13 protein-coding genes and 1 pseudogene are annotated in these 14,732 nt (G+C 57.1%); 4 read left to right on the top strand and 10 right to left on the bottom strand.

Translation table 11 applies throughout. From position 1 onward, the window contains the following. Window positions 1–124: 124 nt before the first annotated feature. From GTU79_RS04940 to rppH, 7 genes are all read right to left on the bottom strand, one after another. Window positions 125–580, bottom strand: coding sequence for a DUF2509 family protein (locus tag GTU79_RS04940; protein ID WP_203522688.1), 456 nt, complete (start codon window positions 578–580; stop codon window positions 125–127). Further along, window positions 577–1,182, bottom strand: a complete 606-nt coding sequence (locus GTU79_RS04935; RefSeq protein ID WP_203522689.1) for a prepilin peptidase-dependent protein — start codon at window positions 1,180–1,182, stop codon at window positions 577–579. The genes GTU79_RS04940 and GTU79_RS04935 overlap by 4 nt, the downstream gene beginning before the upstream one ends. Beyond that, the gene (locus tag GTU79_RS04930) at window positions 1,140–1,619 is read right to left on the bottom strand and encodes a prepilin-type N-terminal cleavage/methylation domain-containing protein (protein ID WP_203522690.1); all 480 of its coding nucleotides are present in this window, start codon (window positions 1,617–1,619) and stop codon (window positions 1,140–1,142) included. The genes GTU79_RS04935 and GTU79_RS04930 overlap by 43 nt, the downstream gene beginning before the upstream one ends. 203 nt (window positions 1,620–1,822) lie before the next feature. Then, the gene (gene thyA / locus GTU79_RS04925) at window positions 1,823–2,617 is read right to left on the bottom strand and encodes a thymidylate synthase (RefSeq protein WP_203522691.1); all 795 of its coding nucleotides are present in this window, start codon (window positions 2,615–2,617) and stop codon (window positions 1,823–1,825) included. A gap of 6 nt (window positions 2,618–2,623) precedes the next feature. Further along, entirely contained in the window at window positions 2,624–3,496 is an 873-nt protein-coding gene (lgt, locus tag GTU79_RS04920; RefSeq protein ID WP_132923264.1) for a prolipoprotein diacylglyceryl transferase, read from the bottom strand. 184 nt (window positions 3,497–3,680) lie between these two features. Further along, window positions 3,681–5,930: a phosphoenolpyruvate--protein phosphotransferase gene (gene ptsP, locus GTU79_RS04915; RefSeq protein ID WP_132923265.1), complete on the bottom strand. Its 2,250-nt coding sequence runs from the start codon at window positions 5,928–5,930 to the stop codon at window positions 3,681–3,683. Between the two features lie 12 nt (window positions 5,931–5,942). Further along, window positions 5,943–6,470 (bottom strand): RNA pyrophosphohydrolase, encoded by a 528-nt coding sequence (rppH, locus tag GTU79_RS04910; protein WP_132923266.1) that lies wholly within the window; start codon window positions 6,468–6,470, stop codon window positions 5,943–5,945. A 691-nt stretch (window positions 6,471–7,161) separates the two neighbouring features. Here rppH and mutH point away from each other — a divergent pair. The 4 genes and pseudogenes from mutH (at window position 7,162) to GTU79_RS04890 (ending at window position 10,267) form a co-directional block, all read left to right on the top strand. After that, window positions 7,162–7,854 (top strand): DNA mismatch repair endonuclease MutH, encoded by a 693-nt coding sequence (gene mutH / locus GTU79_RS04905; protein ID WP_132923267.1) that lies wholly within the window; start codon window positions 7,162–7,164, stop codon window positions 7,852–7,854. Between the two features lie 136 nt (window positions 7,855–7,990). Then, the gene (locus tag GTU79_RS04900) at window positions 7,991–8,731 is read left to right on the top strand and encodes a TerC family protein (protein WP_203522692.1); all 741 of its coding nucleotides are present in this window, start codon (window positions 7,991–7,993) and stop codon (window positions 8,729–8,731) included. Between the two features lie 144 nt (window positions 8,732–8,875). Beyond that, window positions 8,876–9,095: pseudogene (locus tag GTU79_RS04895) on the top strand (YgdI/YgdR family lipoprotein). 131 nt (window positions 9,096–9,226) lie between these two features. Then, window positions 9,227–10,267, top strand: a complete 1,041-nt coding sequence (locus GTU79_RS04890; RefSeq protein ID WP_132923270.1) for an NADP(H)-dependent aldo-keto reductase — start codon at window positions 9,227–9,229, stop codon at window positions 10,265–10,267. Between the two features lie 24 nt (window positions 10,268–10,291). Here GTU79_RS04890 and lplT read toward each other — a convergent pair whose 3' ends face one another. The 3 genes from lplT to GTU79_RS04875 form a co-directional block, all read right to left on the bottom strand. Then, on the bottom strand, window positions 10,292–11,512 hold the full coding sequence (gene lplT / locus GTU79_RS04885; protein ID WP_203522694.1) for a lysophospholipid transporter LplT: 1,221 nt from the start codon (window positions 11,510–11,512) through the stop codon (window positions 10,292–10,294). Next, window positions 11,509–13,665 (bottom strand): bifunctional acyl-ACP--phospholipid O-acyltransferase/long-chain-fatty-acid--ACP ligase, encoded by a 2,157-nt coding sequence (aas, locus tag GTU79_RS04880; protein WP_203522695.1) that lies wholly within the window; start codon window positions 13,663–13,665, stop codon window positions 11,509–11,511. Before aas ends, lplT begins: the two co-directional genes overlap by 4 nt. 178 nt (window positions 13,666–13,843) lie before the next feature. Next, a complete protein-coding gene (locus tag GTU79_RS04875) occupies window positions 13,844–14,560 on the bottom strand; it encodes a GNAT family N-acetyltransferase (protein WP_203522696.1) in 717 nt (238 codons plus the stop codon). Window positions 14,561–14,732 lie beyond the last annotated feature (172 nt).

Raw genomic sequence — 14,732 nt, 5'->3', positions numbered from 1 at the left:
GTTGAACACTTGGCTACATGCAAGGCTCCCCGGTCTTGTGTACGGCCAGAAGAACCATTCAATCCGCCGCCGAATACCGACGCCGGTATGCCGCGGTGCCGGTACGCTATCCGGCCACGCACAGTCAGCCTGGATAATAATCCAGCCAGCCACTGGCCAGCGGCGTCAGCATGCAGCTTCGCCTCTCCTTACCTGTCTCCCCAAGGTCTTCTTTCATTCTAGTCAGCGCCACCCGCCGATAGAGGTTTATCTCCCCGGGCCCGCGCGCGTCTTCCAGGACGCCGCTTTGCGCATGCAGCACCCAGCCGACCGTCAGACGCGGCGCGCAAAGACAGGCCCGGAAGGCTTCTCCTTCAGGGCGGCGGCACTCGCCGTCCTCCCCCCGCCAGGGTACGGTCATTGCCCAGGATAATGCGGATTCAGCGCGATGGAATGCTGTCAGATAACGCTGCTCGTCATGAATCAGGGGTACCGCGCCATCTAAAAAACGCTGCCAGCCCAGCATGGCCGTCAAGCCGATAATCAGCAGGATCGGCAACACCGCCAGCGCGCCGCTGCCTTGCTCTTCTACCGGCATCATCCGTTACGCCCCACCATAATCCGGCTGGCGCGATGCCTGATTGACGGCGTGCTTCGCGCAGCGCCGGTCAGGGTTACCCGATAGGCATTGTTCCCCACTGTTTCAAACCGCAACTGCTTTATTATCCATAACTTCGGATCGTGCATCTTGACCCACCCCGGGCCGTTGCAGTGCGTTACGCCGCGCTGCGTCTCCAGCGCCCCCCGATGCAGCCGGTAGCCGAAGGTTTCGTTTTCCAGCACTCCGCCGGCGGCTACGCCCGAGGAGGGTATAAAAGCGTAAGTAGCCACCAGGCAGGATTGTTGCCCCTCTCCTCGCCGATGGCCGATGACCACGGCCGGTCGTCCGCAGGAAGGCGAGCAGTGTCCGGCGCGCCGGAGATCTTTTTCAATCAACAGCAGGCCGTGGTTAAGGTGCCGAATCAACCGCATATGCTGGATGCCGCCGTAGCATTGGCTGTACATCACCGGTAACAGACGCATGCCGGATAACAGCACCAGGCTTACCACCGCCATCGCACACAGGGTTTCGGCCAGGCTAAAACCTGATTCACCGGCTTTCAGCATGGCGAGATGCCCCCAAAGCTCCCCTTCACGCTGCACAATCGCACCCGTCCGGCGCCGGATACGATGATTTTGATGCGTCCGGCCGGATTACTGAGCACAACGTGCGCCGGCGTGGCGGTATTGTGCAGCCCTCTGAAGGTGAGATACCCCGGCGACGACATCTCCAAGCGCATATCGGAGAGCGGCGGCCCGAACCGAAGCATCTCATCCGGACGGGAGGTGCAGACAGCGGAGAGCTCCCCACCGACGCCGGTTTTCATCGCAATGCGGCAGTTGTGATTATTACGCGCCGCGTGCGCTTGCAAACGCGACAAAAAGTCCGCGATCTGCTGGCCGGCCTGGGATAACCGGCACTGGTTACGGTGGTGTTGCCAGCAAACGCTGCCGGAAAGCGTCATCAGCGCCGCCAACAGCAGCACCAGCATCATTTCTATCAGGGTATAACCCTGCTGCGAGGAAATAGGGTTCTTCATGCCGCAAAGCGTAACGCGATACCGCCCGGCCATGCCATGGGGTTAATGTCAGGGAGGAAAGCAGTGCGCAAACAATCGAGGAGGAGAAGGCAAAACGACAAAAAAATGCGAGGCAAACTGCAATTGGAGACTGGCCCGCTGCCACCGGGCATGCATCGAACGTGTTCAAGGGAGACCATGCCCGGTCAAGACAAAATCCTGGCTTAAACCGCCACCGGCGCCTTGATGGCGGGATAGGGATCGTAACCCTGGATATCGAAATCCTCAAAGCGGTAATCAAACAGCGAAGCGGGCTTACGCTTAATCGTCAGCGTCGGCAAAGGACGCGGCTCGCGGGTCAACTGCAAATCCGCCTGATCCAGATGGTTGCTGTACAAATGGGTATCACCGCCGGTCCAGACAAAATCCCCCACCTTCAGATCGCACTGCTGCGCCACCATATGCACCAACAGCGCATAGCTGGCTATATTAAACGGCAGGCCGAGGAAAATATCGCAGGAGCGCTGGTAAAGCTGGCAGGAAAGCGTACCGTCGGCAACATAAAACTGGAACAGCGCATGGCAGGGGGCCAGTTTCATCTGGTCCAGCTCCCCCACGTTCCAGGCGGAAACCATGATGCGACGCGAATCCGGATCCTGGCGCAGTTGTTCAAGCACCCGGCTTAACTGATCGATTTGGCGACCGTCCGCCGCACCCCAGGCGCGCCACTGCTTACCGTAAACCGGACCGAGATTGCCGTTTTCATCCGCCCATTCGTCCCAAATGGAAACGTTATGGTCATGGAGATAACCGACATGAGTGTCGCCGTTGAGAAACCACAGCAGCTCGTAAATAATCGAACGAAGATGGCACCGCTTGGTGGTCACCAGCGGAAAACCCTGCCGCAAATCAAAGCGCATCTGGTGGCCGAAAATCGACAGGGTGCCGGTACCGGTGCGATCCGCTTTCGGCGTGCCTTGTTCACGGACCAGCCTCACCAATTCCAAATACTGTTTCATGTAACCTCAGGACAATTGTTGCTGCGGACGACGGCGATAGGCCCAGATAATCATAATCACACCGGCAATAATCATCGGCAGCGACAGGATCTGCCCCATGCTGATGGCATCGTCGAATAACCCCAATTGCGCATCGGGCTGGCGGAAGAATTCCACGATAATGCGAAACGCGCCGTAACAGATGAGAAACAGGCCCGATACGCTGCCCAACGGGCGTGGTTTGCGGATAAAAAAGTTAAGAATGATAAACAGCACTACCCCTTCCAGCAATAATTCATATAGCTGCGAGGGATGGCGGGGCAATACCCCATAACGGTCAAAGATCGTCTGCCATTCCGGATGAAACGGCAACAGCGCTAAATCCTCGTCGCGGGATCCGGGGAACAGCATGGCCCACGGGGTATCGGTGGTCACCCGCCCCCAGAGTTCACCATTGATGAAGTTGCCAAGCCGGCCGGCCCCCAGCCCGAAGGGAACCATCGGCGCGATAAAATCCGCCACCTGGAAGAAGTGGCGTTTGGTGCGGTGGGCAAACCACAGCATGACGCAGATTACGCCAATCAAACCGCCATGGAACGACATGCCTCCGTCCCAGACCTTGAAGAGATAAAGCGGATTGTCAAGAAACAGCGGCAGGTTATAAAACAGCACATAGCCGATGCGTCCGCCCAGAAACACGCCCAGAAAACCGGCATATAACAGGTTTTCCACTTCCTCTTTGGTCCAGCCGCTGCCGGGACGATTGGCCCGGCGCACCGCCAGCCACATGGCAAAGACGAAACCAATCAGGTACATGAGACCGTACCAATGAAGGGCAACCGGACCCACGGAGAAAATCACCGGGTCAAACTGAGGAAAAGCCAGATAATTCGTTGTCATTCATCACCACAACAGAGTTTATTTCAGGGCGTATATACCCGTCATACGTCGAATTGCAGGTACGTTGGCCTGCCTGCAACTTGGATTATTTAGGGTATCATAGCATAGGGGATACATTTTTCGCGGCGGACCGGCGGTAAATTTACCCGTCGCTCGTGTACGCTATATTCATTGACGGCGGTATTCAGCGACCGCCGCGAATCAGGCCGCCCAGGCCGCGACGTTCTAAAAATGCCGCCACCTGATGGCGTACGTCAATGGCGTTATGCGCCACCAGCACCCGCTCCGCCAGCTGTTCGGCATCGCTGAGCTCAACGTTGCGCAGCAGATATTTGATTCTGGCCACGGTGCGTCCGTTCATACTCAGGGACCGATAGCCCATGCCGGTGAGCAGCAGTGCCCCCATGGGGTCCCCCGCCATCTCCCCGCACAGGCTGCAATCGAGCCCCAGCCGCCCGCATTCCACGATAATCTTTTGCAGCACCTGCAGCATCGCCGGGTGCAGGCTGTCATACATAGCCGCCACCCGGGTATTGTTACGATCCACCGCCAGCAGATATTGGGTCAAATCGTTGGTGCCCACCGAAATAAAATCCACCCGGTTCACCAGGGAAGATAGCATAAACACCATGGCGGGCACTTCAATCATGATACCCACCCGCAGGGGCGGCAACGCATAGCCCAGCATCTCTTCCACTTCGCGGCCGGCCCGGTCGATCATCCGCCGGGCCTCGTCAATTTCGTCCACGCTTGTGATCATCGGCAGTAAAATGCTGAGGTTGCCGGTGGCCGCATTGGCGCGCAGCATGGCCCGCACCTGGATCAGGAAGATTTCCGGCTGATCCAGGGTAATGCGGATTCCGCGCCAGCCGAGGCACGGGTTCTCTTCGTTGATGGGGGCCATATAGGGCAGCTGTTTATCCGACCCCACATCCAGGGTACGCAGCGTAACGGATTTGCTGGGAAACAGCTGCAGCATGCCCTGATATTGCGCCACCTGCTCATCTTCCGACGGAAAACCGCTTTGCAGCATAAAAGGGATTTCGGTACGATACAGCCCGACCCCATCCACCCGGTCACCCAGCCGCTGTTCGTGCTCGGCGCTTAGACCGGCATTCAGCATGATTTGGATCCGCTCGCCGCTTTTAAGCCGCGCCGGCTGTTCCACATCATCTTCCGCCAGGCGGCTAAGCTCTTTTTCCTCGCTGATGAGGCGCTGATACTCCTGCACCAGCACCGGTTCCGGATCCACCAGCAGCTCGCCGCGATAACCGTCCACCACCAGCAGGCGCTGGTTCAGCAGCAAGGGTTGGATATCCGCGCCCATCACCGTCGGAATGCCCATGGCCCGGACCAGTATGGCGGCGTGGGAATTGGCGGCCCCGTCGCGCACCACCACGCCGACCATTTTACTTTGCGGCACTTCCGCCAGCAGCGTGGCGCTCAGCTCATCGGCCACCAGCACAAAACGGGACGGCCACTGCGTCACGCGCTGGGTGCTGTCGTCCAAATGGAACAGCAGCCGTTGCCCCAATGCCCGTAAATCGTTGGCCCGCTCGCGCATGTAGCTGTCGTTAAGCTGGGCGAACTGTTCGGCGAACTGTTCAATGACATATTTCACCGCCCATTCCGCTACCGATCCGCCGTCGATTTGTGCAAACAGCTCGCGCTTGAGGCGGGCATCGTTAAGCAAATGGGAATAAAGATCGAAGATGGCCGCGCTGTCTTGCTGGGCGCTGGCGTTAAAACGTTTGCTGAAACGGCGAAATTCCGCCGCCGCCTCGCCAAGGGCAAAGGTCAGCCGCTCCCGTTCCAGGGCGCTGTCCAGTGACGACGCCGGAAAGACCTGATCCAGCGACGGCTGGCTGGTATCCACCCAGCCCTGGGCGATAGCCACCCCCGGCGCGGCCGCCAGCGCGCGGATGCGTGTCTGGCGATACTGGCCGAACAGGGCGTTCAGCTGGGACTGCGAAAGAATGCCGGCCATTTGCGTGGCCAGCGTCACCATAAACGACTCTTCGCTTTCATCGAACTGGCGATGTTCGCGCTGCTGCACCACCAGCACGCCCAGCAGTTGGCGGCGATGGATAATCGGTACGCCGAGGAAGGAACGAAAACGTTCTTCTTTTACGGCGGGGATGTATTGAAAACTGGGATGGGTATGGGCATCGGCCAGGTTGATGGGTTCCGCCAGCCGTCCCACCAGCCCGACGATCCCTTGGTCGAATGCCAGCGTGATGGTGCGCCCGCGCGGTTTTTGTAAACCGCGCGTAGCCATAAGGTAGTAGCAGCGACGATCGTTGTCCGCCAGATAAACCGAGCAAACCTCAGTGTTCATCGCCAGACAGGTTTCATTAACCAGGATATCCAGCGTATCCGACAAACGCGGCGCGGCGGCAACCTTCTCAACGATCTCTCGTAAACGCGTGAGCATGTTCTGCGTAGCTCATCCCCTCTTTCGTCGATAAGCAGGACAAGACCGTTGCGGAGCGCCTTCCTGCAACGGCATGACAGTGGTAGAGAATTCTTTCATGACCCGGCGGTAAACGTCCCTCTTGAACGAAACCACCTGGCGGACAGGGTACCAAAAGCTGACCCAGCGCCAGCCATCAAATTCAGGTGTGCCCCCGCGCTGCATATTGATATCGGCGTCCTGACACATAATCTGTAGCAAAAACCACTTTTGCTTTTGCCCGATACAGACCGGCTTTGTGTCCCAGCGAACCAGCCGCTTTGGCAGTTTGTAACGCAGCCAGTTGCGGGTAGCGGCGAGTATGCGCACATCTTTGCGACTTAATCCCACCTCTTCGAACAATTCACGGTACATTGCCTGCTCAGCGGTCTCGCCGGCATTAATGCCGCCCTGGGGGAATTGCCATGAGTGTTGTCCGTAGCGCCTGGCCCACAAGACCTGTCCGTCACGATTACAGATTACGATACCAACATTCGGGCGGTAGCCATCATCATCGATCACTGGACTACCTCGATTACTTATAGTGCAAACATGACTTGATTGTTTCACATCCCCTCAATAGGGTAAACCACTGCTTTTCAGTAATGTCCGGCCTCAATCGTGGTTTCAGCGGGATTTGGCGGCCAGGTTATCAACAGTTTCGATCCGCGCCGTATGGCTTTATGCACTTTTTCTGTGGATAGTACTGTGCAGAACGCTGAATTAGTAGGGGAAAACTTTTAGCCAACCCTTCGGGAAACGAATTCCCGGCGGAGAAATCCTTTGGGATTTCATGCGGCTAGGATCCCATGCCGCCACGGCGGGATCCATCGGGATCTTGTGGCTTCATTCCGGGGGCCGGTAAAGCTAAAAATCAGTCAATGCTGGTTTTATCCACAATTTCGTGGATAAATCACTGCCATATCGGAACAAACCAGCAATATAACAGGGCGTCAAGGCTGTAAATAGCTACAGTAGTGAGTTTTTATTAAGGTTATCCCATAAATCTGTGGATAACCTGGTGTAAGATCCTGTTCATTGTTCTCCTCTACTGGTGCACAACCCTTTTGCTTACCGTTGTAGAGTTCAGATAATGGAATAAAAATAATAGAAAAATCATGCTATTATTAATGGCGTCAATTTATATGATCATTAAATACGGCTCATTGAAAATGACAGCCTAGTTTTTAAACACCATGCGGATAACACAGCGATGACCCTGCCGTTGGTTTCAACTCTCGTGACGCCGCCGGTCAATGAAGTTGAATTATTGGCCCGCGCCAGTGCCCTGGCGGGTTATACCCTGGGTGAGCTGGCAACCCATGCCGGACTGGTGCTGCCCGCCAATCTCAAGCGCGACAAAGGCTGGATCGGCGTGCTACTGGAGCGTTATCTCGGCGCCAGCGCCGGCAGCAAACCGGAACAAGACTTTGCCGATATCGGCGTTGAACTCAAGACCATCCCGGTGGATAGCGCGGGAAGGCCGCTGGAAACCACCTTTGTCTGCGTGGCGCCCCTCACCGGCAATAGCGGCGTCACTTGGGAAACCAGCCATGTACGCTATAAGCTGGCGCGGGTGCTGTGGATACCGGTGGAAGGCAGCCGGGATATTCCGTTGGCCGCGCGCCGGGTCGGCACGCCGTTGCTGTGGAGCCCTGACGCCCAAGAAGAGCTGAGGCTAAAGCAGGACTGGGAGGAATTGATGGATCTTATCGTATTGGGGCAGGTGGAAAAAATCACTGCCCGGCACGGCGAGGTTCTGCAGCTGCGTCCCAAAGCCGCTAATAGCCGGGCTCTTACCGCCGCCATCGGCGAATTCGGGCAGCCGATCATGACCTTGCCCAGGGGATTCTACCTGAAGAAAACCTTCACCGGCCCGTTGCTGGCCCGGCATTTCCTGATTTAGACAGTCATTGCCTGCCCGCGGGCATTCAGTATTGTTTATACCCATCATCTTTCACGTTACAGCTGTGTTGGCTGCAGTATGAAATCTTTTGGGTATATACTATTCGTTTAATATTCGTTTAGGTTGTTAACTCTTTATGTTTGATTGGATCCTGGACCCCAACGCGTGGCTGGCGCTGGGCACCCTGACTATCTTGGAAATCGTCCTTGGTATCGACAATATCATTTTCCTTTCTCTGGTAGTCGCCAAGCTTCCCCCTACCCAGCAAGGCAAAGCTCGCGGCATGGGGCTGTTCGGCGCCATGGTGATGCGGTTATGTCTGCTGGCATCTATTTCCTGGGTGATCCGTTTAACGTTTCCCCTGTTCACCGTTCTGGGCAACGCCATCTCCCTGCGGGATTTGATTCTCATGCTCGGCGGGTTGTTCCTGATTTGGAAATCCAGCAAGGAAATCCACCAGTCGCTGGAAGGGAGCGAAGAGGCGCAAAACAGCCGCGTCAGCTCCTTTACCGGCGCCATCGTGCAGATTATGCTGCTGGATATCATCTTCAGCCTGGATTCGGTGATAACCGCGGTGGGTTTGTCCAATCATCTGTTCATCATGATGCTGGCGGTGGTGATCTCCGTGGGGGTAATGCTGTATGCCGCCCGGCCCATCGGCGAGTTTGTCGCCAGGCACCCTTCCGTGAAGATGCTAGCCCTGTCGTTTCTGATTTTGATAGGCTTCACGCTGATTTTGGAAAGCGTTGATGTTCATGTGCCCAAGGGATACATTTATTTCGCCATGTTCTTTTCGATGGCGGTGGAAGCGCTGAATCTCGCCAGAAGCAAAAAAACCGATCAGGCCGGGCGCTCCGGCTCGGATCTTGAGGGATGAAGTAGTTGTTATGGGGTACCGGGCCCATTGAACAGCTTTTTTTTGTCTGAAAAGCAGTCTTAAAAAAGCCTGGCAAAGGCATAGCAGCCTGGTGTTTTGCTAAACTTATTGCCTATCCCAACGCTCAATGGACGGAAAATCACAATGAAAAAAAGCATCATGATCTGTTCGGCTATTCTCCTGGCGGGTTTACTGTCGGGATGTGCAAGTGATTATGTTATGGCCACCCAAAGACGGTCGGATGATTCTGACCAAGGGAAAACCCGAAGTGGATAAATCCACCGGGGTGATAAGCTATACCGATGAGCAGGGCAATGAAATGCAAATCAACGGTAATGACGTGTCGCAAATGATCGAACGTTGATTCCTCCCTGGCGATGAATACCCATTGGCCGGGCCGTTTTTGCTTTTCCCCGCGGCCTGGCTTGGTTATAGTCGATTACATCGGAGGAAGATCAACGCCCGCTCTTTTCAGACACTAAGGAACCAGCCTCAATGTATTATCACCGTATCCCCCACAGTTCTCTTGAAGTCAGCGTTCTGGGATTGGGCACCATGACTTTTGGTGAACAAAACACGGAGGCCCAGGCCCATGAGCAGCTGGATCATGCCGTCGCAGCAGGCGTCAACCTGATCGACACGGCTGAAATGTATCCGGTCCCGCCCCGGCCTGAAACCCAGGGACTGACGGAGACTTATATCGGTAACTGGCTGCACAGACACGGCCAGCGGGAAAAAATCATCCTGGCCACCAAAGTCACCGGCCCGTCACGGGGCAATGACGCATCTATCCGGCCACAGCAGATTCTCGATCGCAAAAACATCCGCAAGGCGCTGGACGACAGCCTGCAGCGACTGCAAACCGATTATGTGGATCTTTACCAGGTGCACTGGCCGCAGCGGGCCACCAACTGTTTCGGCCAACTGAATTACCGCTACACCGATGAAAAACTGGCAGTGACCATACTGGAAACCCTGGAAGCGCTGAATGAGCAGGTGCGGGCCGGTAAAATCCGCTATCTGGGTATTTCCAACGAGACCCCATGGGGCGCCATGCGTTATCTCCAGTTGGCGGAAAAACACGATCTTCCGCGCATTGTTACGGTGCAGAATCCCTATAGCCTGCTCAATCGCAGTTTCGAAGTCGGCATGGCGGAAATCAGCCAGTTTGAAGGGCTGGAGCTGCTGGCTTATTCCAGCCTGGCGTTCGGCACCCTGACCGGCAAGTACCTCAACGGCGCAAAGCCCGCCGGCGCGCGCAATACCCTGTTCAGCCGTTTCACGCGCTATAGCTCGCCGCACACCCAGCGGGCAATCGCCGAGTATGTCGCCCTGGCGGGACGTTTTGGCCTGGACCCGGCGCAAATGGCCCTGGCGTTTGTACGCCGGCAGCCCTTTGTGGCATCTACCCTGCTGGGCGCCACCACACTGGATCAGTTAAAAAGCAATCTGGCCAGCCTGACGCTGCGGCTGGATGACGAAATCATCGACGCCTTGGAAGAAATCCATCAGCGCTTTACCTTTCCCGCACCCTAATCCCAAGGTCCGGCGGCTTTCTTATCACTTGGAGCCGCCGGTACGGGTGCTTTTACCGGCTCGGGTCGCAAACCACAGCGTCGCTATCGCCGCCGAAAACAGCAGGCCAAAACCAATACCGACCACCACCGCAGGAACATTCAGTTTCACCACCAGCGAATAAAGCCCCAGCATCAGCAGCATGGCGGTATTCTCGCCGAAATTCTGTACGGCGATGGCATTGCCCGCCCCCACGCTCTGTTTGCCGCGATGCTGCAGCAAGGCATTGAGCGGCACGATAAAAAAGCCGCCCAGGATACCGATGAACGCCAGCAGCAGGTAGGATGGCATCAGGTGGTGCTGCAAACTCAGGGCCACCACCACTCCGCCCATGATGACACCCGCCGGCATGCAGCGCCGTACCGTTTCCAGGCTGATGAGTTTCGCCGCCGCCGCGGCGCCGAACACGATGCCTACCGCCACCATGGCATTAAGCATGGTTGGGGTGGCGTTATCGTTGATGCCCAGCGCCACCGGCACCCAGAGCACCAGCAGAAAACGCAGCGTCACGCCGGCTCCCCAGAACAGGCTGGTGCCGATAATGGAAAAACGCGTTTCGCCATCCTGCCAAAGGCTGCGGCAGGCGGCGGTGAAGGCGCCCAGCATCCGGACGGGATGCCAGGAACCGCCGGAGCGCGCCGGGACCAGCCGCGGGATAAAGAGATTAGCCACCACCGCCACGCCATAGGTCACGGCACAGACGGACAGCGCCGCGAGCACATGCCAGTCCGCCAGTATCCCGCCGGCCACCGAACCGATAAGAATGGCGGCAATGGTGGACGCTTCGATTAAACCATTGGCCTTTACCAGCAGACCGCCCTGGGTGAGTTCACCCAGGATACCGTACTTGGCGGGGGAGTAGGCGGCCGCCCCGACTCCCACCAGGCAATAGCCGAAAAAAGGATTGAGACCGGCGCAAATCAATAACGCCCCGGCCAGCTTAAGGCCGTTGGCCGCCATCAATACCCGGCCCTTGGGGAAGTTATCGGCAAATTTGCCGACAAAGGGCGCCAGGAAGATATAGGCGGCGACAAACAGCATCTGCAATACCGGTTGGCTCCAGGCGGGATAGTGCTGCTGCTTGATAAGCGCCAAGGTGGCGAACAGCAGGGCATTATCGCCGAATGCGGAAAAAAACTGCGCGCTGATCACCGCTATCATGGGCCGTGACAGCAGGCGATCGGATAATACCGCCGATTGGCTCATGCCTGGGTCTCCGGGGTTTCCGCCATCTTTTTCAACGCGGCAAAATCGGGCTTGCCGCTGCCCAGCAAAGGTATTTCCTTGACAGGGCGGATATCGCGCGGTACGGCAATCTCAGCCATGCCGTCTTTACGCGCCTGCTGTAGCAGCATATCGCGGGTTAACGCCGTATCGGTGGTAAACAGCACCAGTGATTCTCCTTTCACGCGATCGGTTTTCGCCGCCGCGCCATGGTGGGCATCCGGCGAAACGCGCGCCGCCAGCCCTTCGATGCTCTCCAGAGAAACCATTTCTCCCGCCAGCTTGGCAAAGCGCTTGACACGGCCTTGGATGGTGCAGAACCCCTGGCTGTCGATAAAGACGATATCCCCGGTGTCATACCACCCCTCCTCCCGCCGTCCGCCCGCGTTTTCAGCGGCCGGCGGCTCCAATACCCCCGGATGCTCCACCCGAAGATAGCCGTTCATGATATTCGGTCCGCGCAATTGCAGCTGCCCGCCCTGTTCAATGCCCGGCACGGGGATGATGCGCGCTGTCATACCCGGCAGGATTTGGCCGACGGTATGCGGTTTTGCCGCCAATGGAACATTGATGGACACAACCGGCGCACATTCCGTCACGCCATAGCCTTCCAGGATACGGATGCCGAATTTATCCAGCCACAGCTGCCTTGTGTTTTCCGCCAGTTTTTCCGCCCCGGCGACGATATAACGCACCCGGGCGAAATCATACTGGTGGGCCAGGCGGCCATACTGGGCCAGAAACGTCGACGTACCGAACAGTACGGTACAATTCTGGTCATACACCAGTTCAGGTATCACCCGATAGTGTAACGGACTGGGGTAAAGCAGTACCCTGGCGCCGGTCAGCAAAGGGGTAAACAATCCCACCGTCAGGCCGAAGGCATGAAACAGCGGCAGCGCCGATAAAAACTTGTCCCGGGGGGTAAAATCCGCCACCGAGCGGATTTGTTCTATATTCGCCAGGATGCTGTCGTGGGAATGCACTACGCCTTTGGGCGTGCCCTCGGAGCCCGATGTGAACAGAATGAGCGCATCGCCACGAGCCTGTTGCGGCGCTTCGGCACGATAAGGCGCCAATAAATGGAAGAGAATCCAAAGCTTATCCCGCAGGCCCAGGCTGTCTTTCAGATCTTCCAGATAGACCCAGCGCACGCCGGTCACCTGCCCCGGCAAGGCGGTCAATTTCGCTTTGTCCAGAAACTGGCGTGAACTGACGATGGTTTTCAATTGCGCGGCTTTCACGGCATTGTTCAGGCCGCTGGCGCCGGCGGTGTAGTTAAGCATGGCCGGGACGCGTCCGCGCAGGCTGGCGCCGAGAATAACCGCCGCGGTAATGGCGGCATTGGGCAGCAATAACCCCAGGGGCTCCCCCGGCGCGCTCAAACGTTCGAGTATGCGGCTGACGCCGAAGATTTTTTTCAACAACCCGCGATAGCTGTCCGCTTTGAAGGCGATATCCTCAATACAGGGTTTGCCGGCGCCATAGCGCCATGCCGCCGCCAGCAGCGCCCGGTACAGAGTGGGATGCGGGCGGGACGCCATCCGCGCCTCCATCATGATCCGATGCAGATTTTCACCGGCGATACGGCGTCGATCCCGTGCCCGCGGGGCTTCCGGCATGGGTAGTTTAGTGGGAGCCCGAACGTGGATGGTAATTTTGGGGAACCAGTGCCGCTTGATAATGCCGCCCATGCGGCTAAAGGGCGTCAGCTCCGGCCCGTCCAGCCAGACGGGCACCACGGTGGCGCCGGAGCGTGAGGCGACAAAAGCGGCGCCGTCATAGATTTTCATCAGTGAGCCGGTAACCGAAATCCGTCCTTCCGGAAATACCACTACCGGCCGGCCGTGACCGACGTATTTGATGAGTTTTTTAATGCTTAGCGGCTTGGTGGGATCCAGCGGCAGGACATCCACATAACGCCTGATCACGGGCATAAACCAGGCGTCGGTGATATCGGCATAAATAGCGAATACCGGTTTTACCGGCAAAAAAACGGCCAGCAGTATGCCGTCGAGAAAGGACACATGGTTAGGGGTAATCATTACCCCGGGCTGTTCCAGCACCTGCGTATCGCCGATGATCTCCACCCGGTAAAGCAGCCGGAAAAAATGTCGCAGCAGGGAAAAAAGCATGCCGTCTCCTTGTCATTGAATAGTGTGGCTGGCATAAGAGCGCCCTAAGCCGGCTTCCCGCAAGCAGAATCAGGTAAAGTTTATATTAGCAGGTTAAGAGGCCTTTTAATCAACGGCATAGTGATAACGGCGCCGGGGAACACATGGCACACAATCGATTGCCCGCGTACGCCAACGGCTAAGACCCGCTCCTGGCGGCCATAAAATCTCCCAGCCGCCGCTTTTGTCCCCCCACGGCGGTGAAATTATCCGCCCGCAGCCAACCCTGCAGCGCCCGGCTGATGGCCGGCCACTCTTTATCGATAATGGAATACCAGCAGGTATCGCGATTATGGCCTTTATTGACCACCGCCTGGCGAAAGGTTCCTTCGTACTGGAAGCCCAGGCGTTTGGCCGCCAGCGCGGAGGCCTGGTTCAGGCTGTGGCATTTCCATTCGCAACGCCGGTAGCCCAGGGTATCGAAGGTATAATTCAGCAGCAGGAACAATGCTTCGGTACCGCATACCGAACGTTTCATCAGCGGCGACCAGTTGACCCAGCCAATCTCCAGCACTCCGTTGGCCGGGTCGATGCGCATCAGCGCCACCGTACCCACCGCCAGGCCGGTGGTCAAATCAATCACCGCATAATGCATCGGGTCGCCGGAAGCCGCATTGCCGGCTATCAGTGTATCGCACGCCGACGGTGTGGCCGGGCGCGCGATGGAAAAATAGGTCCAGTCCCGCTCATCGTTGATGCTGTGCCAGGCATTGAACAGCGCGGCGCTATGCTTGAGGGACAGCGGCTCCAGACGACAAAAGCGGCCCGTCAGTATCCGTTTTTCAGGGCGTTCCCTGGGTTGCCAGTCAGGCAGGGCGTCACCCAGGGGCTGATCATATTGATTCACGGCAGGCATCGGTTGGATCTCCTTGGAAAGCAGGAATTTGGCATGAGCTGAAAAAGATTCGCCTTTGAATAACTTGCCTTAAAACAGGGAACCTGCGCAACCGACTTCAGGAAAAGCCGGTGAAAGACGCGATCAATACCGCAAACTCGATAGGTCCGAGGAAAATCCGGAGGTAAACGAC

The sequence above is a fragment of the Sodalis ligni genome (assembly GCF_016865525.2).
Lineage (GTDB): Bacteria > Pseudomonadota > Gammaproteobacteria > Enterobacterales > Enterobacteriaceae > Acerihabitans > Acerihabitans ligni.
Note: the sequence above shows the minus strand (reverse complement) of the source record. Positions and strands in the feature narration are given on the sequence as shown.